Origin of the sequence: Actinoplanes sp. CA-015351 (assembly GCF_050955685.1) — a bacterium.
GTDB lineage: Bacteria > Actinomycetota > Actinomycetes > Mycobacteriales > Micromonosporaceae > Actinoplanes.
The window spans coordinates 758,186-780,218 of the sequence record NZ_CP192102.1 but is presented as its reverse complement, the minus strand read 5'-3'; the positions used below and the strand labels follow the sequence as shown (position 1 = coordinate 780,218).

20 protein-coding genes are annotated in these 22,033 nt (G+C 69.6%); 13 read left to right on the top strand and 7 right to left on the bottom strand.

Annotation, left to right across the window (positions count from 1 at the left end; genetic code table 11):
* Positions 1-59: 59 nt before the first annotated feature.
* The 6 genes from ACQP2E_RS03555 to ACQP2E_RS03530 form a co-directional block, all read right to left on the bottom strand.
* On the bottom strand, positions 60-1,382 hold the full coding sequence (locus tag ACQP2E_RS03555; protein WP_433825281.1) for a hypothetical protein: 1,323 nt from the start codon (positions 1,380-1,382) through the stop codon (positions 60-62).
* A 339-nt stretch (positions 1,383-1,721) separates the two neighbouring features.
* Positions 1,722-2,432 carry an ABC transporter permease gene (locus tag ACQP2E_RS03550; RefSeq protein ID WP_433828443.1) on the bottom strand — a complete coding sequence of 237 codons (711 nt, stop codon included), beginning with the start codon at positions 2,430-2,432 and terminating at the stop codon, positions 1,722-1,724.
* Positions 2,432-3,382: an ABC transporter ATP-binding protein gene (locus tag ACQP2E_RS03545; protein WP_433828442.1), complete on the bottom strand. Its 951-nt coding sequence runs from the start codon at positions 3,380-3,382 to the stop codon at positions 2,432-2,434. Before ACQP2E_RS03545 ends, ACQP2E_RS03550 begins: the two co-directional genes overlap by 1 nt.
* Positions 3,379-4,248 carry an ABC transporter permease gene (locus ACQP2E_RS03540; RefSeq protein ID WP_433828441.1) on the bottom strand — a complete coding sequence of 290 codons (870 nt, stop codon included), beginning with the start codon at positions 4,246-4,248 and terminating at the stop codon, positions 3,379-3,381. Before ACQP2E_RS03540 ends, ACQP2E_RS03545 begins: the two co-directional genes overlap by 4 nt.
* Complete coding sequence (locus ACQP2E_RS03535) at positions 4,241-5,155, bottom strand: ABC transporter ATP-binding protein (protein WP_111648392.1); 915 nt, start codon at positions 5,153-5,155, stop codon at positions 4,241-4,243. The genes ACQP2E_RS03540 and ACQP2E_RS03535 overlap by 8 nt, the downstream gene beginning before the upstream one ends.
* Positions 5,156-5,243: 88 nt before the next feature.
* Complete coding sequence (locus ACQP2E_RS03530; RefSeq protein ID WP_433828440.1) at positions 5,244-6,581, bottom strand: glycosyl hydrolase; 1,338 nt, start codon at positions 6,579-6,581, stop codon at positions 5,244-5,246.
* A gap of 235 nt (positions 6,582-6,816) precedes the next feature.
* Here ACQP2E_RS03530 and cysC point away from each other — a divergent pair, with 235 nt between their 5' ends.
* From cysC to ACQP2E_RS03485, 9 genes are all read left to right on the top strand, one after another.
* A complete protein-coding gene (gene cysC / locus ACQP2E_RS03525; protein ID WP_433828439.1) occupies positions 6,817-8,337 on the top strand; it encodes an adenylyl-sulfate kinase in 1,521 nt (506 codons plus the stop codon).
* Positions 8,338-8,426: 89 nt separating this feature from the next.
* Positions 8,427-10,103 carry a Wzz/FepE/Etk N-terminal domain-containing protein gene (locus ACQP2E_RS03520; RefSeq protein ID WP_433828438.1) on the top strand — a complete coding sequence of 559 codons (1,677 nt, stop codon included), beginning with the start codon at positions 8,427-8,429 and terminating at the stop codon, positions 10,101-10,103.
* On the top strand, positions 10,100-11,467 hold the full coding sequence (locus ACQP2E_RS03515; RefSeq protein WP_433828437.1) for a hypothetical protein: 1,368 nt from the start codon (positions 10,100-10,102) through the stop codon (positions 11,465-11,467). Before ACQP2E_RS03520 ends, ACQP2E_RS03515 begins: the two co-directional genes overlap by 4 nt.
* Positions 11,464-12,693, top strand: coding sequence for a hypothetical protein (locus tag ACQP2E_RS03510; RefSeq protein ID WP_433828436.1), 1,230 nt, complete (start codon positions 11,464-11,466; stop codon positions 12,691-12,693). Before ACQP2E_RS03515 ends, ACQP2E_RS03510 begins: the two co-directional genes overlap by 4 nt.
* A 4-nt stretch (positions 12,694-12,697) precedes the next feature.
* Positions 12,698-13,576 (top strand): sulfotransferase family protein, encoded by an 879-nt coding sequence (locus ACQP2E_RS03505; RefSeq protein WP_433828435.1) that lies wholly within the window; start codon positions 12,698-12,700, stop codon positions 13,574-13,576.
* Complete coding sequence (locus ACQP2E_RS03500; RefSeq protein ID WP_433828434.1) at positions 13,573-15,114, top strand: lipopolysaccharide biosynthesis protein; 1,542 nt, start codon at positions 13,573-13,575, stop codon at positions 15,112-15,114. Before ACQP2E_RS03505 ends, ACQP2E_RS03500 begins: the two co-directional genes overlap by 4 nt.
* Positions 15,111-15,845, top strand: a complete 735-nt coding sequence (locus ACQP2E_RS03495; protein ID WP_433828433.1) for a methyltransferase domain-containing protein — start codon at positions 15,111-15,113, stop codon at positions 15,843-15,845. The genes ACQP2E_RS03500 and ACQP2E_RS03495 overlap by 4 nt, the downstream gene beginning before the upstream one ends.
* Entirely contained in the window at positions 15,838-16,830 is a 993-nt protein-coding gene (locus ACQP2E_RS03490; protein WP_433828432.1) for a glycosyl hydrolase, read from the top strand. Before ACQP2E_RS03495 ends, ACQP2E_RS03490 begins: the two co-directional genes overlap by 8 nt.
* A gap of 39 nt (positions 16,831-16,869) precedes the next feature.
* Positions 16,870-17,400 carry a DUF4262 domain-containing protein gene (locus ACQP2E_RS03485; protein WP_433828431.1) on the top strand — a complete coding sequence of 177 codons (531 nt, stop codon included), beginning with the start codon at positions 16,870-16,872 and terminating at the stop codon, positions 17,398-17,400.
* Here the strand turns inward: ACQP2E_RS03485 and ACQP2E_RS03480 are convergent.
* Positions 17,370-18,167, bottom strand: coding sequence for a WecB/TagA/CpsF family glycosyltransferase (locus tag ACQP2E_RS03480; protein ID WP_433828430.1), 798 nt, complete (start codon positions 18,165-18,167; stop codon positions 17,370-17,372). The two genes, ACQP2E_RS03485 and ACQP2E_RS03480, sit on opposite strands and share 31 nt — an antisense overlap.
* Before the next feature lie 62 nt (positions 18,168-18,229).
* Here ACQP2E_RS03480 and ACQP2E_RS03475 point away from each other — a divergent pair, with 62 nt between their 5' ends.
* The 4 genes from ACQP2E_RS03475 to galT all read left to right on the top strand — a co-directional run bounded on the left by ACQP2E_RS03475 (position 18,230) and on the right by galT (position 22,029).
* Positions 18,230-19,165 (top strand): sulfotransferase, encoded by a 936-nt coding sequence (locus ACQP2E_RS03475; protein ID WP_433828429.1) that lies wholly within the window; start codon positions 18,230-18,232, stop codon positions 19,163-19,165.
* Positions 19,162-20,094, top strand: a complete 933-nt coding sequence (locus ACQP2E_RS03470; protein ID WP_433828428.1) for a glycosyltransferase family 2 protein — start codon at positions 19,162-19,164, stop codon at positions 20,092-20,094. Before ACQP2E_RS03475 ends, ACQP2E_RS03470 begins: the two co-directional genes overlap by 4 nt.
* A gap of 70 nt (positions 20,095-20,164) precedes the next feature.
* Positions 20,165-20,941 (top strand): DeoR/GlpR family DNA-binding transcription regulator, encoded by a 777-nt coding sequence (locus ACQP2E_RS03465; RefSeq protein WP_433828427.1) that lies wholly within the window; start codon positions 20,165-20,167, stop codon positions 20,939-20,941.
* Positions 20,938-22,029, top strand: coding sequence for a galactose-1-phosphate uridylyltransferase (gene galT, locus ACQP2E_RS03460; RefSeq protein ID WP_433828426.1), 1,092 nt, complete (start codon positions 20,938-20,940; stop codon positions 22,027-22,029). Before ACQP2E_RS03465 ends, galT begins: the two co-directional genes overlap by 4 nt.
* Positions 22,030-22,033 lie beyond the last annotated feature (4 nt).

The window sequence follows — 22,033 nt, the reverse complement described above, 5'->3', positions numbered from 1 at the left end:
GATCTTGAGCGATTTCCGACCCCTTGGAGTCTTCTTCTTGGTTTGTTGGGATGTGGTTGTCAAGTTTTAGTTCGGGTGGTTTTCCGGAGGTATTTGGTGGCGTTGTAGGCGGTGGTGATGGCGATGACTTCGGTGTGGGCGGCGTCGCCGCGGGAGTGTAGGCGCCGGTCGGTGCGGAGCAGGTGCGCGAAGACGGGTTCGATCATCGGGCTGCGGCGGGTGTAGAGCTGCTGGTCGGTGTCGCTGTCTTTGCTGGTCACGCCAGTTAGTGGGATGCCGGTGATGGTCGCGGGTACTGCGGGGGCGAGGAAAGCGCCGTCGGCGAGGTGGTGGCCGAAGGGCTCGATGATCCCGGCTTGGCGGCAGGTGCCGGCAGCGGCGGTGAGGTTGGGCAGCAGCCCGTGGGCGTCGTTGCCGTGTTGCGACAGCAGCCCGGCGATGATGAACTGTCCGCTGATCACGGTGATGGTCAGTAGCCAGCCGAGAATCCAGGCGGGTGTGTTCGCTTTGCCTTTCAGGATCCGGGCGGACCGGTCGGTGAGGTTGGCCCGGGCGGCCGGGCCGTCGCGAGCGGTACCGGAGCCGGCCTGGGCTTGAGTGAGCCGGCTCCGAGCCCGGGCCAGAGCCTGCTGCTTGCCGCGGATACGGATGTGCTGCTCGGGCAGACACGGCGGCCCGCCGCGCGGCGGCTGCCCGGCGGCGGCTCGCGCTTGATAGGTGTCGTACTTGTCCTGCTGGCGGCGGGTCATCTCGGCCAGTTCAGCGGTATGCCGATCGACGCGGGCCTGCCAACGGGTGATCTGCTCGTCATGTCGTGCGGCCGCCGGCCGTCCGCGTTCGCGGGCCTCGGCCTCGGCCTGTTCCAGACGCCGTAACCGGACCAGCAGCAACTGCTCCGCGCGGATCATCTCTGCGTAGCCGTGCTCGAGGAACCTCGCCAGATCAGGATCGTCGAGCATGTCCTGACGGCGTTGCTGCAACCCGGCCAGCTCACGACGCGCCGCGTCGATACGGGTAGTGATCAGCGGGGCCGTCATCGTCTTCGACAACGCGGCCGGCGCGATCACCGGAGTGCTATCCGTCGCGGTCACCGATACATCGACCAGTCCCGCCTGACCAGAGACCCTGATCAGCGAGTCCGCGACCGTCTGCCAGCCCCGGCGATGACCTTGCACGAACCGGCGCAGACACGCCGCCGACGGCACCTGCTCGCGCTGCCACACCACCCGCAACGACGCTTGTTCCCGACACGCCCGGGCCATGTCCTGCGGACTACGCCACTGCCGGCGGTAACACCACCACACCGTGACCAGCATCAACCGCGGGTCATACGGCAACCCGCCCACCCCATCAGCCCGGTAATCCTGCTCGAACCCCGACATGTCAACACGCTGCGCCAACGCGAGAAACCGGAAGATCTCCGGATCCGCCCACCCCCGCACCTGCTCAGACACCGGCTGCTCAGGCCCACGAAAACGACGTCCCATACCTGCCGCTCTACGCCCTCACACCCACCACTTCCCACCCCACCACCCCAACGAGGGACCCGAAACCACCCCAACAAGGCATCGACAACAACCCCACCAGCCCTCAAGAAGAAGACTCCTTGGAGTGGAGGATCGCTCAAGATCTGCGGCGGGGCGGCGGCAGCAGCAGCGGCAGCGGCAGCGGCAGCAGCGGGTGATGGTGGTGGCGGCAGCGGGTGGTGGTGGTGGCGTGGGTCAGCTGGTTTCGCCGGCGAGGCTGAAGCTGCCCAGGCGGTTGATGGCGGCCAGGGTGCAGCCGATGACGAAGACGGCGCTCATGACCACCGCTGTGCCCAGGCCCACCTCGGCATCGAGGATGGTCGACGGGTCGATCTTGTTGGCGATGGTGATGACGTACTGCTCGATGGAGAGGACCCTGGTGCCGCTCAGGAAGCGGCCCAGCAGGCCCTCCCAGACCAGGATGTAGACCAGGCCCAGCAGGACCGGGCGCCGGGTCACCAGGCTGAGCAGGACGAACAGGGCCGAGTACGCGAAAGCGCCGACCACCGCCGCCACGGCCAGGGCCGCTCCGAATGTGGCCGAGTCGGCCAGAACGCCGGCCACGAAGAGCGGTACGGCTGAGGTCACCGCGGAGGCGCCGGCGGCCACCGCGTATTTCGCCAGGATGATGTCCCGGCGGGGCAACGGCTTCGTGAGGATGTGGACCAGCGTGCCGTCGTCCACCTCCGACCCGAGGACGCCGGTGCCGACGATCAGCGAGACCACCGGCAGCACCACGGCGAAGCCGAGGCCCACGATGACCGCTTCGCCCCACTGGTCGCCGGGCAGGTCGTACGCCCGGCAGATCGCCGCGAGGCCGATCAGCAGCAGGGGCAGTGGCAGCAGGATCAGTGCCCGGCGCCGGCCGAAGAGGCCGCGCGCCGTGATGAGTGCGACGGTCGACATCAGGCCTCCAGCAGATAGGAGAAGACGCTCTCCAGGGATTCGTCGGACGGCACCAGTTTGTGCAGCCGGATGCCCTGCTCCAGGGCGATGCGCGGCAGCGCGCGAGTGAAGCTGCCGTAATCGGAGGCCCGGACGGTCATGCCGCCGGCCTCCATCTCGATACCGCTCACCGATTTCTCACCGATGAGCGCGACCGCGAGCCGGCGGTCGTCGGAGCTGCGCACGGCGAACACGTGCGGCCGGTTCGTCATCAGGCGACGGATCTTGCGGTAGTCGCCGGAGGCGGCGAGGCGGCCCGCCACGATCACCTGGACCAGGCCGGCGACCTGCTCGACCTCTTCCAGGATGTGCGAGCTGAACAGGATGGTGTGGCCGCGGTCGCCGAGCGAGTGCAGCAGCTCCATCATGTGCATCCGCTGACGCGGGTCCATGCCGTTGAACGGCTCGTCGAGCAGCAGCACCCGAGGGTCGTGCACGAGCGCGGCGGCAACCCGGGTGCGCTGCCGCATGCCCTTCGAGAACGTGCCGATCCGCCGGTTCGCGGCGCCGGTCATCTCGACCAGTTCCAGGGCCTTGCGGGCGGCGCCGGCCGGGTCCTTCAGCTTCTGCATCTTGGCGCAGGCCAGCACGAACTGCTCGGCGGTGAGGAACGAGTGGACCGCCTCGCGCTCGGTGACCAGGCCGAGGTCGCGGTAGACGGACGGGTTGCGCCAGGTCGGCTTGCCGTCGATGGTGACGGTGCCGCGCGACGGCGCCAGGAATCCGGCCATCATGTGCAGCACGGTGGTCTTGCCGGCGCCGTTCGGGCCGAGCAGACCGGTCACGCCGCTGCCCAGCGACATGGTGATGTCGTTGACCGCGACGACGTTGCCGTACCAGCGGGTCACGTTCGTCAGATTGACGACGTCGGTGCCGGTGCCGGTCTCGGCGGTGAGAGTTTCGGTCGTCACAGCGCGGCCACCTTCCGGTAACGGGCGAGCAGCAGCAGGAGGCAGGCGGCGATCAGGCAGACCGCCTCGATGCCGTAGATCGGGCCGAAGCGGCCGAGGTCGAGGCCGGACATGGTCTCCGGCTCGTTGGAGAGCCACTGGCCGACGCCGGCGATCAGCGACATCGGGCTGGCCAGGCCGGCCATGTGGTTCGCGGCGCTGGACGGCAGCACGCTGAGCACCACCACGACGGGCGTGGTGAGCAGGAAGATCGCGACGATGCCGCCGGCGGCGAACGCCCGCTTGCCGGTCAGTGACGCGACCAGCAGGCCGATGCTGCTGAACAGCAACGCCCAGAGCAGGCTGTAACCCCAGCCGGGGGCCAGGTCGAGGAACTCGTTCCACACGCCTTTCGCGCCGTCGTCGGTGGTGAACGCGGCACCCAGGAACATGATCAGCTGGGGAACGCCGAGCAGGAGCCAGACGGCGGTCACCATCGCGGCGAACTTGGCAGCCACGTAATCGGCGGCGCGCAACGGACGGCTGAAGTAGAGCGGCAGCGTGTTCGACCCGATGTCGCGGGACATCAGCTCCGGCCCGAGGATCGCCACGAAGAAGATGATCAGCCAGGCCATCTGGTCGTCGAACTGCACGTACGTGAAGATCGTCTGGCCGGTCTGCGAGCGGACGGCCGCCAGGATCACCGCGACCAGCAGCATGATGCCGGCCACCATCCAGGGGAAGATCTTCGCCTTGGCCGAGCGGCCGAAACCGAACGAGGCACGCAAGCCGTGCACGTAAAGAGCGAGCACGGCGGCGCTGCGGCCCAGCCGTGGCCCGTCGTACCGCTGGTATCCAATGTCGTGGATGACGCCGGTATCAGACATCGGCCGTCTCCTTCGTGGTGAAGAGCTCGGCCACCCGGTGCCGGCGCTGGTCCAGGCGGTGCAGGGACAGATCGAGGTCGCTCACCGCGCGCAGGATCTGGTCGTAAGCGGCGTCCGAGTCCAGCGGGACGAGCAGCATCCGCCCGTCACGGGTCACGGCCATGCCCCTTTCGCTGAGGGCTGCGGCCAGTTCGTCCGTACCCTCGCTGACCTCGACCGCGAGAACGTCGGAGGCCTCGGTCATGCTCGAGATGCGGTCGGCGCGAAGCAGCCGGCCGCCTTCGATCGCGATGAGCGAATCGCAGATGCGCTCGACCTCGCCGAGCAGGTGCGAACAGACGACCACGGAGATGCCGAACTCGGTGCCGATGCGGTGAATGAGCGCCAGCATGGCGTCGCGGCCGGCCGGGTCGAGGCCGTTCGTCGGCTCGTCGAGCAGCAGCAGGTCGGGGTCGTGCACCAGCGCCTGGGCCAGCTTCACCCGCTGTTTCATGCCTGTCGAGTAACCGCCGATCTGACGGTACCGCTCCTCGTAGAGCCCGACGTGGCGCAGCGCCTCGGAGGCGCGCTCGCGGGCTGCCGTGCGTGGCAGCCCGCTCATCCGCCCCAGGTGGGTGACGAACTCGGCGGCCGAGACGTCCTGTGGCAGGCAGTCATTTTCCGGCATGTATCCGACGCGCGCACGGACCTGGTCGGTCTGGACGACCGGGTCCAGGTCGAAGACCCGGACCGAGCCCGAGCTGGGCGCGATCAGCCCCAGCATGATCTTGATGAAGGTGCTCTTGCCGGCGCCGTTGGCGCCGACGAGCCCGATGACTCCTGCATCGACGGAGACGGTCAGGTCGGCGAGGGCGGTCACCCCGCCGCCGTACGTCTTGGTCAGCGCCTCTGTAGCGATGATGGTCACGGCCTCAGCCTAGAAAGGCATCGCACCCCAATGGATCCGGAAGTAACCCTGAGCGCTCTCAGGGTCTCTCAGGCTCCTCACAGCAAAGCTAACCACCGACCGCCACCTGGAAGACCGGCAACTTGCCCAGTTTGCGGTATTCACGCAGGGCGGCCGGGGTGCTGTCGACCGACGAGTTCTGCCCCTTGTGATTGTGCGGGGTCTCGAAGTGCACCATCGCCTTGATTCCTGGGTACCGGGTGATCCCCCGGCCCACCTCGCGATAGAACCGGGCCATGTGCCCCGGGTTCCGCTTCGAGAACCAGACGCCCCACTCGGCGACCATCACCGGTTTGCCAGGATGCTTGGCGCGGACCCAGTTGTAGAAGCCGGGCCAGCCCGGCTTGCTCGCCGACCGGCGGTTGAGCAGTTCCTCGAAACCGCCGTGTCCGTAACCGGGGTCGCTGTACGAGTACGTGTCGAACCCGATCCAGTCGACCACGTCGTCACCCGGGTACATCTGGGTGAACCAGCTCTTCGTGGTGTGCGGGACGTACGCCATGTGGATCAGCACGGTCACCACGTTCGTCGCTCCCCTGGCCCGCAGCCGGTTCACCACGTGCCGGAACATCGCCGCGTAATCGCGTGCCGTGTAACCGGAGCCGGGCCTCTCGCGTACCTGGTCCTCGGCCTCGTGGTGGATCGCGAAGAAGAACCGTTCCCGATAGTTCTTCCGCAGATGAACAGCGAGACGATCAAGAAAGGCATCGGTACGCCGATCGCCCCGCGCGATCCGTGCCCAGGTCGTGCTCTCCGGCTTCCAGTTCAGCAGCAGGATCCGCTTACGACCCGGCTCACGGGAGATCGAGATCTCCTGCTCGGTCGGGAAGACCCCGTTGATCCCCCGGTGGTACGCGTGGAACACCGCCTGATGCCGCCCGGTCTTGCGCTCGAACTGACGCAGCGCCTGAAGCCCCCGCGACTCGGTCTTGGCACCCGGGGCGACGCCCCACAGCACGCCGCAGGTCGGCACGAGTTTCGGGCCGGTCTGGCAGCGCCGCCCCTCAAGCCGGTCAGCCACGTTCCGGACACCTGCTCGGGCGTCCCGCCCCTGCGGCACGGGGGCCTGGAACGGCCGTGGACCCGCGCCGGGCAAGCCGGCCGAGTCCGGGCCGAATCCGCCGTACCCATCCGGCAGTGGGGCGTACGGCGCCTCCAGCGGGGCCAGCATGTCGGGGAGCCGCACATCATCGGCCGGAGCACTGCCAGCCGGAGCACTGACCGCCGGAGCACTGACCGCCGGAGCACTGACTGCCGGAGCACTGACTGCCGGGACGCTGACGGTCGGGTCGCCGGGTGGGTGGTCCCGGAGGCCGAGCTGGTCGATGCCACCGGTCCAAGCCCAGGAGAGCGTGACGGTCACCGACATGGCGAAGGCCGTGGTCATCACGGCAAGATGCGCGAGCCGGGAGCGGTTGGGTTTCACAACCACGCAGTATCAAACGATCGCCCCATCTTGTCCAGATATGACGCGAAATAACGTGTTATTTGGTTTAAGTCGTTTTCACTGCCCCTGCCCGGCTTCTGGTCAAGAAGATCCGCAGAAGGTGGAGAGCCCATCTCGACCGACTCGATCGAGGCTGCGAAACTGTCCCCCAAGTCGGGAGCAGGGGGATGCGAAGGTGAATGGTTCGGTACTGCCCGAGGACGTGCTGAGGGACGCTCCGTCCTTCACACCACGTCCGTACGAGTTGGCGGACCTCGAACTGCTGCTCTCCGGTGCCTACACACCGCTGACCGGCTTTCTCGGACGCGCTGACCTGGTGTCCTTGTCCCGCACCGGCCGGCTGGCGGACGGCACGCCGTGGCCGGTTCCGGTCACGCTGGAGATCCCCGGCGAGCTGGCACAGACGCTGGATCCGGGTGACCCGCGGCGGCGCACGGTCGTGCTGACCGACCCGGAGGGCGCACCGGTCGCGGCGATCGAGGTGAGCGACGCCTGGCAGACGGGCGTCAACCGGTTCGGCGTCGGCGGCCAGGTGCGCCGGATGGGCGACGGCGGGCACGGCCCGTTCCAGCGCCTGCGGCGTACGCCCGAAGAGGTGATCGCGCTGCTCCCGCCGGGCCGGGTGCTCGGCGTGATCGCCGACCGGCCGCTGCACCGGCCACAGCTGGCGCAGATCGCGCACGCGGCCAAGACCCTCGCCGCGCACCTGCTGATCCTCGTTCCGGTGAGCGGACCCGGACCGGACGGCCTGCCGCCGGAGTCACTGGTCCGCTCGGTTTTCGCGGCCCGCGACCGGATGCCCCCGGCGACGATCGTGGCGGTGCCGCTGCTGACCCGCGGCGACGAGATGCGTGACGCTCTGCTGCGCGCCAAGGTCGCTCAGGCGTACGGAGTGACCCACGTCCTCTCCACCGAGCACACCCTTTCCGGCGCCGGGGTGCGGGTGCTGGTGCCCCGGGAGCTGGCGTACGACAACCGGGACGGTCAGTGGCGCTGGCGCGACGACATCCCGCCGCGCAACCGCCGCCTCGCGATGACGCCGGCCGAGATCGACGACCTGCTGGACCGCGGTTTCCCGCTGCCCGAGTGGCACACCCCGCCGGCCGTCGCGAAGGAGCTGGCCCGGGTTCGCCCGCCGCGCCGGCACCGCGGCCTGGTGGTCTTCTTCACCGGCCTCTCCGGCTCCGGCAAGTCGACGATCGCCCGCAACCTGGCCGACGCCATGCGGGAGAACGGCGATCGGACCATCACCCTGCTCGACGGTGACGTGGTGCGCCGCGAGCTGACCGCCGGCCTCGGCTTCAGCAAGGCCGACCGGGACGCGAACGTGCGCCGGATCGGCTGGGTCGCGGCCGAGGTGGGCCGGCACCGGGGCATGGCCGTGGCCTGCCCGATCGCGCCGTACGAAGCGGCGCGCGCGGCGGCCCGCCGGATGGCGGTGGAGGCCGGTGCCGGGTTCGTCCTGGTGCACGTGGCCACCCCGCTGGAGGTCTGCGAGCGACGCGACCGCAAGGGCCTTTACGCCCGGGCACGTGCCGGTCAGCTGCGCGGGATGACCGGGATCGACGACCCGTACGAGGAGCCCGGCAACGCCGAGTTGACCATCGACACCACCACCATGACCGTCCCGGAGGCGGTCGAGGTCGTGCTGGCGCACCTGGTGGAGAACGGCTGGGTGGAGCCGAAACTGGCGTAAACCCATCACTCGCGGCAGGAGTGTGACGTTAGCCCCCTGGGGCGAAACGCCCGAAACACTCCTATACCCGGAAGGGCCGCCGAACTCTGATGGAAGCGTCTCGTCCTGCATCCACCGATGTCTCTCAGTACCTGGGAGCGTTCCGCCGGCACTGGTGGATCGCCCTGGTGGCCACGGGTGCGGGACTGGGCGCGGGCACCGCCCTGTCACAGACCATGCCCAAGGTCTACGAGTCATCGACCTCCGTGCTCGTCCAGTCCGTCGACCAGGACACCAACGCCCAGGGCGGCCGCACCAAGGGCGCGGTCAACCTGGACACCGAGGCACAGCTGGTCGGTTCCGGGGCGGTGGCCGTGAAGGCGGCCACCCTGATGCGCTCCGGCCTGTCACCGATCGAGCTGGCCCGCTCGGTGTCGGTGCAGGTGCCGGCGAACACCACGGTTCTGGTGATCACCTTCAAGGCGGAGAGCCCGCAGAACGCTCAGTTCGGGTCGCACGCGTTCGCTGAGGCGTACCTGCGAAACCGGGAGGAGACCGCGCGGGCCCAGCTGGACCGGCAGATCAAGTCGCTGAACCTCAAGGTCAAGCAGCTGACCGGCGCGCTCACCGGGATCAACACGAAGCTGGCGGCCGCCGCTGCGGGCAGTTCCACCGAGAGCAACCTGCTGAGCCTGCGGAACAACTCGCAGAACCAGCTGAACTCGCTGACCGGCCGCCTGAACGAGCTGACCACCACGATGGTCGGCGGCGGCAGCATCATCAGCGACGCCCGGCTTCCGGACCGCCCGACCAGCCCGAACACGATGATCAACATCGGTACCGGCGGGATGATCGGGCTGCTGATCGGGCTCTGTCTGGCGTACCTGCGGGAGCGCTTCGACAGGCGCCTGGTCACCGCGGCGGACGTGCGGGATCGGGGCCGGGTGCCGGTGCTGGCGGCTCTGGACGACCGGAGCACCCCGCACTTCGACGACGTGGTGCAGCCGTACGGTCCGGGCGGCCGGGTCTTCAACCGGCTCCGCAACGAGGTGCTGGCGAGCCTGCGCGAGGGTGACCAGATCATCGTGGTCACCGGCATCAGCCGTGGATCGGCGAGCACGCTTGTCGCCGCGAACCTGGCTGCCGCGCTGGCGCGTACCGGAAGTGATGTGATCCTGATCGGGGCGCACCTGCCGGACAGCGTGGTGGACGCCGCGCCGCTGGCGCGGATGCTCGGGGTCTCCGCCATGCCGGGCCTCTCCGACCTGCTGGCCGGCCGGGTCACGCTGGCCCGGGTGCTGCAACGCACGCCGCGCATCCCGTCGCTGCGGGTGATCACCACCGGTGGCGCCGCCACCGCCGCCGGGCTGATGCAGTCGCAGCGGCTCAGGGACACCCTGTCGGCGCTGCGCCAGCAGGGCGGGTACGTGGTGATCGAGGCGCCGTCGACAAGCAGCAGCGCCGACGCGCAGAGCCTGGCCAGCCTGGCCGACGCGGCAATCCTCGCGGTCGAGCTGCGCCGGTCGCGCAATCCCGCCTTGATCGACGCGACCGAGCAGCTGCAGCGGGTCGGCACTCGCCTGCTCGGCGCGGTCGTCATGCCGAGGCTCGCTCCGATGAAGCCTGGTGACTTCGTGGCCCCGGCGGTGACCCTGACGCCGGAGGAGGGCCATACCCAGCGGCTGCAGTTCGTCGGCTCGCCCCGCCAGCGCCCCGCCGAGAGCGCCATGGACGAGACAGCCATCATCGAACGTATTCCGGGCTCCGCGGACGGCGACGAGAAGTGACAGCGGTCGCGGCGGTTCCATTCGCCGGGCCGGCCCCACGCAGCGTCAAGAATCGCTCTCTGCCGGCCTGGCCGGTGGCCGGCATCCTGCTGCTCTACCCGCTCTGGTGGGCGCTCGGGCTGGGCGTGCTGATCTTTCCGCTGATGGCGGCGCCGATGCTGTTCATGCTGGTGCGCCGCCGTGCGGCCGGCCGTCCGGTGCGTCTGCCACCCGGCTTCGCCTGGTGGGCGATCTTCCTGATCGCGGTGGTGGTGAGCATCGCCGCGCTCGGCGCCGATCCGGCCGGCACGGTGGCCGAACGGGCGAGTGCCCGGCTGCCGGCCGTCGCCTACAAGCTTTCGATGTACCTCTCGCTCACCGTTCTGCTGATCTACGCCGGCAACCTCACCGAGGCGGAATTGTCCCGCCACCGTTTGGTACGCCTTCTCGGCGGCATGTTCGTCCTGACCGTGGCCGGCGGCCTGCTCGGCATGGTGGCCGGCAATTTCGAGTTCACCTCGCCGGTCGAGTGGCTGCTGCCCTCGGGTGTCCGGAGCAAGGGATTCGTGCGGTCGCTGGTGCACCCGTACGCCGCGCAGATCATGGACCTGGTCGGCGGCGAGAAACCGCGACCGGCCGCGCCCTGGGGTTACACAAACACCTGGGGCAACAACTTCTGCCTGCTTGCCGGATTCATGCTGGTGGCCGCCTGGGCGAGCCGCAGCGCCGGCAAGAAGACCCTCGCGCTGCTCTGCGTGGCGATCTCGATCGTCCCGGCGGTGGCGTCGCTCAACCGGGGCCTCTGGATCGGCATCGGCGTGCTTGTCGCGTACGTCGCGATCCGGTACGTCCTGGCCGGCCGGCTCTGGATCATCGCAGCGGTGCTGGTGGCGGGCGGCGCGCTGTGGGCCGCCATGGTCGCCACCCCGCTCGGCGGCACCGTGCAGGCCCGTCTCGACAACGGCAAGTCCAACGGGGTCCGCTCGTTCCTCATCGAGAAGGCCGTCGAGGGTTTCGTCGCGTCACCGGTGATCGGGTACGGCGGAACCCGGAACACCCTGGGCGGGCGCAACTCGATCACGGTCGGCGAGAGCGCCGGATGCGAGCGCTGCGGCAACTTCACGGTGGGCGGCAACGGACAGATCTGGCAGTTGCTCTACTCGCACGGCGCGGTGGGCACGGTCGGATATCTCGGCTTCTTCGGGTACGGCCTATGGCGCTTCCGCCGCGACCGGAGCCCGATCGGGGTGGCCGCGAGCGGCGCGATCGTCACCTCGTTCTCGGCGATGCTCTGGTACAACTCCCTGGTCACCCCCCTTGCCTTCATGGTTCTGGCGTACGCGCTGCTCTGGCGCGACTGGATCGAGGGGATCGACCGAACATGAGTCCAGTGAGGACGGCACCGGCGGAGTTGAGCGCGGGCGACGCCGCGCTGCGGACCCAGTACCTGAACGAGGTGCTCGGGCTCCTGTACCCGGCGCCGTGCGACACCGGCGGCGGAGGCGGACCGGTGATCACCGAATATCTGGTGGTCCCGAACGCCCGCCGGCCCCGGCTGCTCGTACCGTCGCTGAACCCCGCTGTCGCGGCGGCAGCCGTCCGCAGGTACGCCGAACCGCAGTCCCGCCTGGCCCGGCTCAAACGTGACGCCGTGGTGGCCGCCGTGCACACCCGCGCCACCGGCCTCTTCTTCCGCGACCGGATCAAGATCACCGGACCGTCGTCAGCCGGCATCGACGGGTACCTGAGCGACGCCCTGCGGCGCGACCTGGCGGTGAGCATCCACATCGGTCCGGCCCGTGCCAACCGCAAACCGGTTCTCCAGCTGCTCAGCACCGAGGGCGAGACGTTCGCCTTCGGCAAGATCGGCACCGGGCCGCTGACCCAGGGCCTGGTACGTGCCGAGACCACCGCCCTCTCCCTCCTGAACGACTGCGAGCTGACCAAACTGGCCGTGCCGCGCGTCCTGCACGCCGGGCAGTGGCGTGGCCTCGAAGTGCTGGTCCAGTCGGCGTTGCCGGTCTGGCTGCCCCGGGCGCCGCTCACCTCGAAACGCCTGACCGCCGCGATGATCGACGTGGCCGGCTGCCAGGGATTCACGTCCGGGCCGCTGACCGGCAGCGCTTACTGGCAGAAGCTGCGGGCGCGGCTGGCCGCCGTGGCGGACCGGCCGGAGGGCGCCGGGCTGGCGGCGGCGGTGGACGTGCTCGCCGCGCACTCCGGCGACACCACGCTGCGGTACGGCGCATGGCACGGCGACTGGGCACCGTGGAACATGGCGAACCTCGAGAACGCGCTGCTGGTCTGGGACTGGGAACGGTTCGCCACCGGTGTGCCGGCCGGATTCGACGCCGTGCACCACGAGCTGCAGCGCCGCATCCAGTCGACAGGCGATGCCCGGGCCGCGGTCGAGGCGACAGTGCACAGCAGCGATGCGTTGCTGGCCCCGTTCGGCGTCGCGCCGGTGTCCCGGGAGATCACCGCGCTGCTCTACCTCGTCGACCTGGCCGTCCGTTACCTGACCGACCGGCAGGCGGAGGCCGGTGCGCGACTCGGCGTGCTCGGCACGTGGCTGCTGCCGGTGCTCATCCGCCGTGTAGAGGAGCTCTAAGACAATGGACGTACGCAAACTGCCCGCACCGATGAAGCGGGTCGTCCATCTGGGCTCCCGCTCGTACGGCCGGCTCACCTCAGAGAACCGGATGCTTCCGTCGTTCCTGATCTGCGGCGGTCAGCGGGCCGGCACCACCTCGCTGTACCGCGCTCTCGCCGCGCACCCGGTGGTGCTCAAGGCGGTGCTGCACAAGGGCGTGCACTACTTCGACACCGGTTATCGCCGGGGGCTCGACTGGTATCGCGCGCACTTCCCACTGCTGCGCAGCGCCGAGAAGATCGCCGAACGGTACGGGGTACCGGCACGCACCTTCGAGTCGAGCCCGTACTACATGTACCACCCGCAGGCGGCCGCCCGGATCGCCGGCGATCTGCCGTACGCACGGCTGCTCGTGCTGGTCCGCGACCCGGTCGAGCGCGCGTACTCGCAGCACCATCACGAGGTGGCGCGGGCGTTCGAGACGGAACGCGACTTCGGCGCCGCGCTGGCCCTGGAGCCGGCCCGGCTGCACCGCCAGGAGGAGCGGCTCACGATCGACCCGGGTTACTACAGCTTCGCCCACCAGCACCACGCGTACCGGGCTCGCGGCGAGTACGCCCGCTACCTGAGCGTGATGGCCCAGCACGTCGGGCGCGAGCGCATCCACGTGGTGGAGAGCGAGCGTTTCTTCACCGACCCGGAGCCGGTCTACGACGAGATCTGCGCGTTCCTCGGCCTGCCCGCCGGGTTGGAGAAGCCGGCGTTCGAGCGGCACAACGCCCGTCCCCGGGCCGGCGACATGGATCCCGGCCTGCGCCGGGAGCTGAGCGCGTACTACCAGCCGCACGACGAGGCGCTGGCGAGCTGGCTCGGGCACACTCCGATCTGGCGCCGCGCGTGACGGTGACAGTCCGATCCCGGGATCCGGACCGGGCGGCTCGGGGCGCGGCGCGGGGCGGGCTCGCGAACATGGCGGGTTCGGCGCTGGCCGGCGGCACCGGCGTGGTCGTCACCTGGATCGTCGCCCGTACCCTCGGGCCCGAACCGGCCGGTGCGTTCTTCGCTGCCACCGCCGCGTTCGTGCTGGCCGGCGGTCTGGCGAAACTGGGGACACAGACCGGCCTGGTGTACTGGCCGGCCCAACTGCGCGCGACCGGGCGCAGCCATCTGCTCGGCGCCTGCCTGCGCACCGGAATCCCGCCGGTGGCCGTGTTCTCGCTGCTGCTGGCCGTGGTGATGTGGTACGCCGCCCCGGAGATCGCCCGGCTCACCGCGGCCGAGTCGCCGCACGTGGTGGCCGACCACTCCGCCGGTCTGCGGGTGCTTGCCGTCTTCATTCCGTTGCAGGCGATGACCGACGTGCTGCTGACGGTGACCCGTGGTTACCGCATCATGCGACCGACCGTGCTGCTGGATCGGGTGCTGCGCAGCGGGCTGCAACTGCTGGCCGTCACGGCGGCCGGGGTGGCCACACTCTGGATCACCGCGTCGCTTCCGGTCTTCGCGCTGGCCTGGGCGGCGCCGTACCTTCCGGTGGCGATCCTCGCCGGGTGGGCCGCTCGTCGTGCGTACCGTGAGGGTCGTCCGGAAACGGTGACCACCCGCCCGGAGGAACGCCGCCGGCTGCGCCGGGAGTTCTGGCTCTTCACCGGGCCGCGCGCGGTCGCGGCGGTCGCGCAGCTCGCCCTGCAGCGGGTCGATGTGCTGCTGGTGGCCGCTCTCGGCGGCCTCGCGCCGGCGGCGGTCTACGCGGTCGCGGGCCGGTTCGTGGTGCTGATCCAGTTCGCCAATCAGGGTCTGTCCCAGTCGGTGCAGCCACGGCTGGCCGAGGCGCTGAGCACCGGTGACCAGGTGGCCGCGAACCGGCTGTACCAGACCGCGACCGGCTGGCTGGTGCTGGTCACCTGGCCGATCAACCTGCTGGTGATCGCGTGCGCGCCCTGGTACCTGCGGCTCTTCGGCGACGGTTATGCCGCCGGGCAGCAGGTGGTGCGGGTGCTGGCCGGCGCGATGCTGGTGGCGACCGGCTGCGGGATGGTCGACATGGTGCTCGCGATGGCCGGCCGCACCTCGCTGAACCTGGGAAACGTGCTGGCCGCGCTGATCGTGATGGTCGGCATCGACCTGCTGCTGATTCCCCGCTGGGGTGCGCTCGGCGCGGCCACCGGCCTGGCCTGCGCCATGGTCGTGAACAACCTGTTGCCGCTCACCCAGATCTATCGCAGCGCGCGCCTGCACCCCTTCGGACCCGGCACCCGTGCCGCCGCGCTGCTTTCACTCGGCTGTTTCGGAGTGCTGCCGGCGGTGGCCGGCCCTCTGACCGGTCTCCTGCCGGTGCTGGTGGTGGCCGTGCCGGCCTACTGCGTGGGCGCCTGGTTGCTGCGCCGCGAGCTGTGCCTCGCCGCGTTCGCCCGACGATCTCATTTGGAGGAGAGTTGACAAGCGATTACACCCAGGTGTTCCAGGACACCGACGCGGTCGAGAAGTACGAGACGGTCACCTACGCACCGGACAGTTACGCGTCGCGGATCAACGAACGACAGCGGAACTACCTGCGTACGCTCGTGCGCCGCGAGTTTCCCGAACATCCACCGGTCCAGCACGACTTCGCATGTGGCACCGGGCGGGCGGTCCGGGCGCTGCACGGGCTGGTCCGGGAGGCGCACGGGTACGACACCTCGGCCGAGATGATGGCGAAGGCCGCTGACGTGGGATCCCGGGCGTACTGGCACCAGATCCCGATGGACGGCCCGGTGCCGAGCCCGGTGACGGCCGGTTTCCCGTCGCTTGTCACCATCTTCCGGCTGCTGCTCAACGTCAACGACGGGGTACGCGACCGCGCCCTCGCGTTCGCCGCGAAAGCGCTGCCGCACCGCGGCTCCGGCCTGCTCGTCGTGGAGAACCACGGCAACGCCGGCTCGCTGCGGCACCTGCGCGCCCGCCGGCACAACGGCGAGCGCTGGTTCGCCGAGCTATCCCACGAGCAGGTCGAGCGGCTGCTGGCCCGGCACGGTTTCGAGATCGTCGAGCGGCGTGGTTTCTCGATGCTGACGCCGTCGCTGCACGATCACCGGGTGGCCCGGTTCGCCGACGCGGTGGGCCGCAGGCTGCCCGGCACCGACGGTTACGCCGTGAACGTGCTCTACACGGCTCGGCGGGTCCATGCGTAAGGGAGCGGTCGCCGTGGTCCTGCTGTCGCTGCTGCTGGCGGGCTGCACCGGCGGCGACAAGAGGAAGCCAGAGCCGGCGCCACCGGATCTGAAGCGCCCGCCGGCGGCCGTCGCGGTGAACCCGGGACCGTACGAGAACGGGCCCTTCGAGCCGCCGGAGAAGGGCGCGTACCTGGGTGCCTGGATCAAGCCGGACGAGCTGACCCACGTGGGCCGGCTCGCGGCGGTCGGCGGTCTGGAGGAGTCGCTGGGCCGGCGGCTCGACTTCCTCAACACGTACCGTCGCTTCGATCAGATGATGGGCACTCCTTCGGACAAGGAGTTTCTCGCACAGGGCGCGAACCTCATGATCAGCTGGGCGACCGGTGACAACCGGTCGATCCTCGCCGGTGATCACGACAAGCTGATCCGCAAGCAGGCCCGGGCGGTCCGGCGGATCAAGAAGCCGGTGATGCTGCGGATGCGCTGGGAGATGGACCGGCCGAACCTGCGGGCCACCATGTGGTCCGGCGCCGATTACATCGAGGCCTGGAAGTACGTCCGGAACATCTTCCGCGAGGAGAAGACGAACAACGTGTCGTGGGTGTGGTGCCCGACGGCCGAGGGGTTCATGCGGGGCGAGGCGCCGGACTTCTACCCCGGCGACGACCAGGTGGACTGGACCTGCGTGGACGTTTACGCGGGCGCGCAGTTCCAGCCGATCGGCTCGCTGATGGGCCCGTTCCTGGACTGGGCGGCGAAGCGGCCGAAACCGATCGTGATCGGCGAGTTCGGTGTCGCCAAGGTGTGGGGGTCGAAGGGCCGGGCGGCGTGGCTGGCGGACGCCGAGCGCACTTTCAAGGCGAACCCGCAGATCAAGGCGATCGCGTACTTCGAGTCGAACCCGGATCGGAACAAGGAGAACCAGCACTTCCAGCTGACCGGGGACGGTCCGGCGTTCAAGGCGTTCCACTCGATGGTGAAGGACCCGTACTTCAACCCGTGATCTTCGAAAAGTGTCGTACACCTGTTCCAAGATGAACCCATGGACCTGGACGACTTCTTTGACGAGCAGAGCAGGCTGATCGACAAATACGGGTGGACCGTCGTGCACGTCGAGCCCACCGAGGAGGATCCGCCCGAGACGGCCCCGTTCGGCTACACGGTCGGCCTCACCGAGCTCGGGCATCCCGAGATCGCCATCGCCGGGGTCACCCTCGACGTCACCGGCACCTTGCTGAACGAGGTGGCCTGGCAGATCCGCCACGAGGGTCTGCGGGTGGGCCACGGCCGGCGGCTCACCGGCCTGATCGCCGGCCACGACCTGCTGGTCGTGGCCGGCGAGCCGACCGACGAGGTCTTCCCCGGCGCCGCGATGTATCGGTACGGCGAGGACCGGGTTCGCCTCTGCCAGGTGGTCTGGCCCGATCCGGACGGCCGTTTTCCCTGGCAGCTGGGTTACCAGATGGCGGAGTGGCCGCAGCCGACGATCGGCGTGGCACCCGTCCGGGCGGCCCGCCGATGCGCCGGCTTCCGTGGCTTCCCTCAGGGCCGCACCCGCCGTGTGAGGTTTTGAGAACGTGCCAGCAGCCGCAGGGCATAAGGCGCGTCGTGCCGCAGATAACGCCCGGCCAGCCGGCGTGGCTCGGCGCCGAGGCGGTGTGCCCATTCCAGGCCGGTGCGCTGCATCCAGCGCGGCGCCCGGTGCACGTCACCGGCGACGAAGTTCACCGCGGCACCGCACCCGATGAACCAGGTGGACGGCAATTGTGTCCGGAGCCGTTCGATCACGTGCTCCTGCTTGGGGAAACCCAGGCCGACGAAGACCAGGTCCGGGCGGGCTTCGATCACTTCGGTACGGAATCGCGCGTACCCGCTCTCGCGCCGCTCGAAGCCGAACGGCGGGCTGACCGCCCCGGCGATCCGCAGGCCGGGCGATTCGGCAGCGAGCCGGGCCGCCGCACGGGTCGCGCCGCAGGCGACACCGTCGCCGGCCGGAGACCCGCCGATCACGAAGATCGACCGCTGGTCACGGCCGAGACCCCGGGACAGCGACCAGATGAGGCTGCTGCCGGCGACACGTTCGGGCAGCGGGGCGCCGCCGAGCCGGCTCGCCCAGACCAGGGGCATGCCGTCGGCCACGATCAGATCGGCGTCGTCGAGATGGCGGCGTGCCCTCGGGTCGGCCGCCGCGCGACGCAGGATGTCGATGTTCGGGGTGATGATCCGGCCGCCTCGCCCGTTCGCGAGAGCGTCCCTCACCACGGCCACGACCTCGTCCTCGGTGATCCGGTCGATCCCGGTGCCGTCCAGGTGGACGCGGTCGAAAGCCTCGATAGACACGTAACGCCTCCTTTTGCCTGCTTCACTCGTTACCAGAGCGAAACGAGCGAAGGCAGGCCAAAGTGGCACAGGTGCTTTTTCTGGGCGGATTAGGGCGAAGCGGAACTACGCTCGTGGAACGCCTGCTCGGCGAACTGCCCGGGATGTGCGCTCTTGGCGAGGTCGTTCACCTGTGGCAACGCGATGTTCGCGACGACGAGCGATGCGGCTGCGGCGACCGCTTCTCCGCCTGCGAGTTCTGGAAGCGGGTCGGCAAGAGCGCCTTCGACGGATGGGACAACGTCGATGTGGACCGGGTTCACCGGCTGCGCGAGGCCGTCGAACGTACCCGGCACATCCCTCGCCTGGCCTCGGCCACCACCGCGAGCGCCGAGGTCCGCGAGTACGCCTCCTTCTACTCCAAGGTCTACGCCGCCGCCGCCGAGGTCTCCGGTGCACAGGTGGTCATCGACTCGTCCAAGCACTCCGCTCTCGCCCATGTCCTGCGCTGGGCCGACGACATCGATCTGCGCGTCGTGCACGTGGTCCGGGACGCGCGAGGTGTCGCGTACTCGTGGACCAAGAAGGTGTCCCGACCCGAGTCGGACGGCACCGACGAGATGACCCGGTACTCCCCCGGCCGCTCGGCGCTGCTCTGGAACGCGCACAACGCCGCGTTCGGGCTGCTCGCCCGCCGGGGTGTCCCGGTACGCCGGATCCGGTACGAGGAGTTCCTCGCCGATCCGCGCGCCGGGCTGATCCGGCTCGCCGACTTCGCCGGCGTCTCGCTGCACCCGGAGGACCTGGACTTCCTCCGCCCGGAGCACGCGGACCTGCGACCCGGGCACAGCGCCGCGGGCAACCCGATGCGGTTCACCGTCGGCCGCCTGCCGCTGCGCCACGACGACGCCTGGGTACGCGCACTGCCCAGCTCCCAGCGCCGGCTGGTCGGCGCCGTCTGCGGCCCGATGCTGCGCGCCTACGGCTACCCGATCAACGTCGCATCGGAGGCACCATGAACTGGCCGTCCGTCGGGGTCGTCATCCCGACGCGCAACCGCCCCGAGCTGGTCCGCCGCGCGATCGCCGCGGTACGCGAACAGCGGTACCCCGGCGAGATCCGGATCGTCGTGGTGTACGACCAGACCGAGCCGGATTACCTGCTCGCCTCCACTCCGGCTGCCGCCTCCTCGGAGGGCGTACCGGTGCTGGTCCTGACGAACTGGCGCGCGTCCGGCCTGGCCGGCGCCCGCAACACCGGCCTGCTGGCGCTCGACACCGAGCTGGTGGCGTTCTGCGACGACGACGACCGCTGGCTGCCGGACAAGCTCCGCCGCCAGGTCGCCGCACTGCTGGCCGACCCGGACGCCGAGTTCGCGACGTGTGCGATCGAGGTGGAGTACGAGGGTCACACCACCGCCCGCCTCGCCGGACGCAGCCGGGTGACAGTGGACGACCTGGCGCGGTCCCGGATGGCGATGCTGCACTCGTCGTCGTTCCTGATCCGCCGGGATTCCCTGGTCGACGGCGCGGTCGGCCTGGTCGCCGAGGACGCGCCGGGCAGCCAGAACGAGGATTGGGACCTGCTGTTGCGGGCGGCCCGCCGGGCGCCGATCGTGCACCTCGACGAACCGCTGGTCCAGGTCCTGTGGGGCCGCTCCTCGCACTACGCCTACGAGTACGCCACCAAGATCACTTCGCTGCGCTGGATGATGCGCCGGCACCCGGAGATCAGTGGCTGCCGCCCCGGTGCAGCCCGGGTCTACGGCCAGCTGGCCTGCTGGTCGGCCGCGACCGGCAACCGCAGCCAGGCCTGGCAGTACAGCAAGGAGGCGGTACGCGCGAACTGGCGGGAACCGCGTACCGCGATCGCCCTGGCCGCGATGACCGGCGCGGTGAAGGTGGAGAACGTGCTGTCCGCCCTGCACAGGCGCGGCCGAGGTATCTAGGCTCACCCTTTCGCACTGACCCGATCACGCGGTAGTGTTCGAGTGTGTTCGAATTAGTGCGGTATCGCTGATGTTGGCCCAGCAGCGTCAGTCCGCGATCCTCGATCGGGTGCGCTCCACCGGCGGCGTCCGGGTCAGCGAGCTCGCTGCGGAATACAACGTCTCCGACATGACGATCCGCCGCGACCTGGAGGCTCTCGCCGACCGGGGCTTGCTCGCGAAAGTACACGGCGGAGCGACCACCGTCAGCCCAGGTTCGGCGCACGAGCCCGGCTTCGCGGCGAAATCGGTGCGCCAGCGTGGTGAGAAAACCGCGATCGCGATGCGGGCAGCTGCCATGGTCTCGCCCGGCGACGCCATCGCGCTCTCCGCCGGCACCACCACGGCCGAGCTCGCCCAGCGTCTCGTCGACGTGCCGGCGCTGACCGTGGTGACCAACTCGATCCCGGTCGCCGACGTCTTCTACCGGGGCGGCCGGCCCGACCAGACAGTGGTGCTGACCGGCGGTACGCGTACGCCGTCCGAGGCGCTCGTCGGCCCGGTGGCGGTGGCCGCGATCGGTTCCCTGCACCTCGACCTGCTCTTCCTCGGTGTGCACGGGATGAGCGAGCGCGCCGGATACACCACACCGAACCTGATGGAAGCCGACGCGAACCGAGCACTTGTCGAGGCGTCCGAGCGCCTCGTTGTGCTCGCCGACCACACCAAGTGGGGCACCGTCGGCATCTCCTCGATCGTTCCCCTCAGCCGCGCGGATGTCCTGATCACGGACGCCGGGCTGGAGGAGGACGCGTTATCCCTCCTCTCGGAAACCGTTCCTGAACTCGTGGTGGTGACCCCCCAGTGACACCCATCCGCTCGACCGTCCAGCTCTCCGACGGCCGGGACCTCTTCTATTACGACGAGACCCCGGACAGTGGCCGGTCGGCGTACGCCGACACCCGGCACCTGCCCCCGCCCCCGCCCGCCTCGCAGCTGCGCTACGACCCGCTTGTCAACGAGTGGATCGCGATCGCCGCGCACCGCAACACCCGGACGTTCCTGCCGCCCTCGGACGCCTGCCCGCTCTGCCCGACGAACGAGCACTTCGCGAGCGAGATCCCGGCGCCAAGTTACGACGTGGCCGTCTTCGAGAACCAGTTCCCCTCGTTCAGCGACCGGATCTCGCCCGACGAGATCACTCAGCTGACCGATCTCGTACCGGTCAAGCCTGGCCTTGGCCGCTGCGAGGTGGTCTGCTTCACCAGCGATCACAACAGCGCGTTCGGTTCACTGCCGCCGTCGCGGGTGCGTACCGTGATCGACGCTCTCGCCGACCGGACCACCGAGATCTCGCAGATGCCGGGCGTCGCGCAGGTCTTCCCGTTCGAGAACCGCGGCGTCGAGATCGGCGTGACCCTGCACCACCCGCACGGCCAGATCTATGCCTACCCCACCGTGCCGCCGCGCACCGCTGCGATGCTGCGGGCCGCATCGAAGCACTTTGAAAAGACCGGCGGGCGCAATCTCTACGCGGACGTCCTGGCCGCGGAACAGGCAGCGAAGGTACGCGTCATCGCGTCCAACGAGCACTGGACCGCGTACGTGCCGGCGGCGGCTCGGTGGCCGTTCGAGGTTCACCTGGCGCCGAACCGGCAGGTGCCCGACCTGCCCGGGCTCACCGACGCCGAGCGAGACGCGTTCGGGCCGCTCTACCTCGACGTACTGAAGCGTTTCGACGGGCTGTTCGGCAAGCCGATGCCGTACATCTCGGCATGGCACCAGGCGGTCGTCGGCGAGGGCCGTGAGCTGGGATATCTGCACCTGCAGCTGTTCAGCATCCGCCGGGCCGCCGACAAGCTGAAGTTCCTGGCCGGCTCGGAGTCCGCGATGGGCGCCTTCGTCAACGACGTGGTCCCGGAGATCGCGGCCCAGATGCTGCGCGACGCTGTCTGACTCG

Coding starts and splice junctions, on each gene's coding strand:
- ACQP2E_RS03555 (WP_433825281.1), bottom strand. CDS start 1,382: ATGTCGGGGTTCGAGCAGGATTACCGGGCTGATGGGGTGGGCGGGTTG.
- ACQP2E_RS03550 (WP_433828443.1), bottom strand. CDS start 2,432: ATGTCGACCGTCGCACTCATCACGGCGCGCGGCCTCTTCGGCCGGCGC.
- ACQP2E_RS03540 (WP_433828441.1), bottom strand. CDS start 4,248: ATGTCTGATACCGGCGTCATCCACGACATTGGATACCAGCGGTACGAC.
- ACQP2E_RS03530 (WP_433828440.1), bottom strand. CDS start 6,581: ATGACCACGGCCTTCGCCATGTCGGTGACCGTCACGCTCTCCTGGGCT.
- ACQP2E_RS03520 (WP_433828438.1), top strand. CDS start 8,427: ATGGAAGCGTCTCGTCCTGCATCCACCGATGTCTCTCAGTACCTGGGA.
- ACQP2E_RS03510 (WP_433828436.1), top strand. CDS start 11,464: ATGAGTCCAGTGAGGACGGCACCGGCGGAGTTGAGCGCGGGCGACGCC.
- ACQP2E_RS03505 (WP_433828435.1), top strand. CDS start 12,698: ATGGACGTACGCAAACTGCCCGCACCGATGAAGCGGGTCGTCCATCTG.
- ACQP2E_RS03490 (WP_433828432.1), top strand. CDS start 15,838: ATGCGTAAGGGAGCGGTCGCCGTGGTCCTGCTGTCGCTGCTGCTGGCG.
- ACQP2E_RS03485 (WP_433828431.1), top strand. CDS start 16,870: ATGGACCTGGACGACTTCTTTGACGAGCAGAGCAGGCTGATCGACAAA.
- ACQP2E_RS03470 (WP_433828428.1), top strand. CDS start 19,162: ATGAACTGGCCGTCCGTCGGGGTCGTCATCCCGACGCGCAACCGCCCC.
- ACQP2E_RS03465 (WP_433828427.1), top strand. CDS start 20,165: ATGTTGGCCCAGCAGCGTCAGTCCGCGATCCTCGATCGGGTGCGCTCC.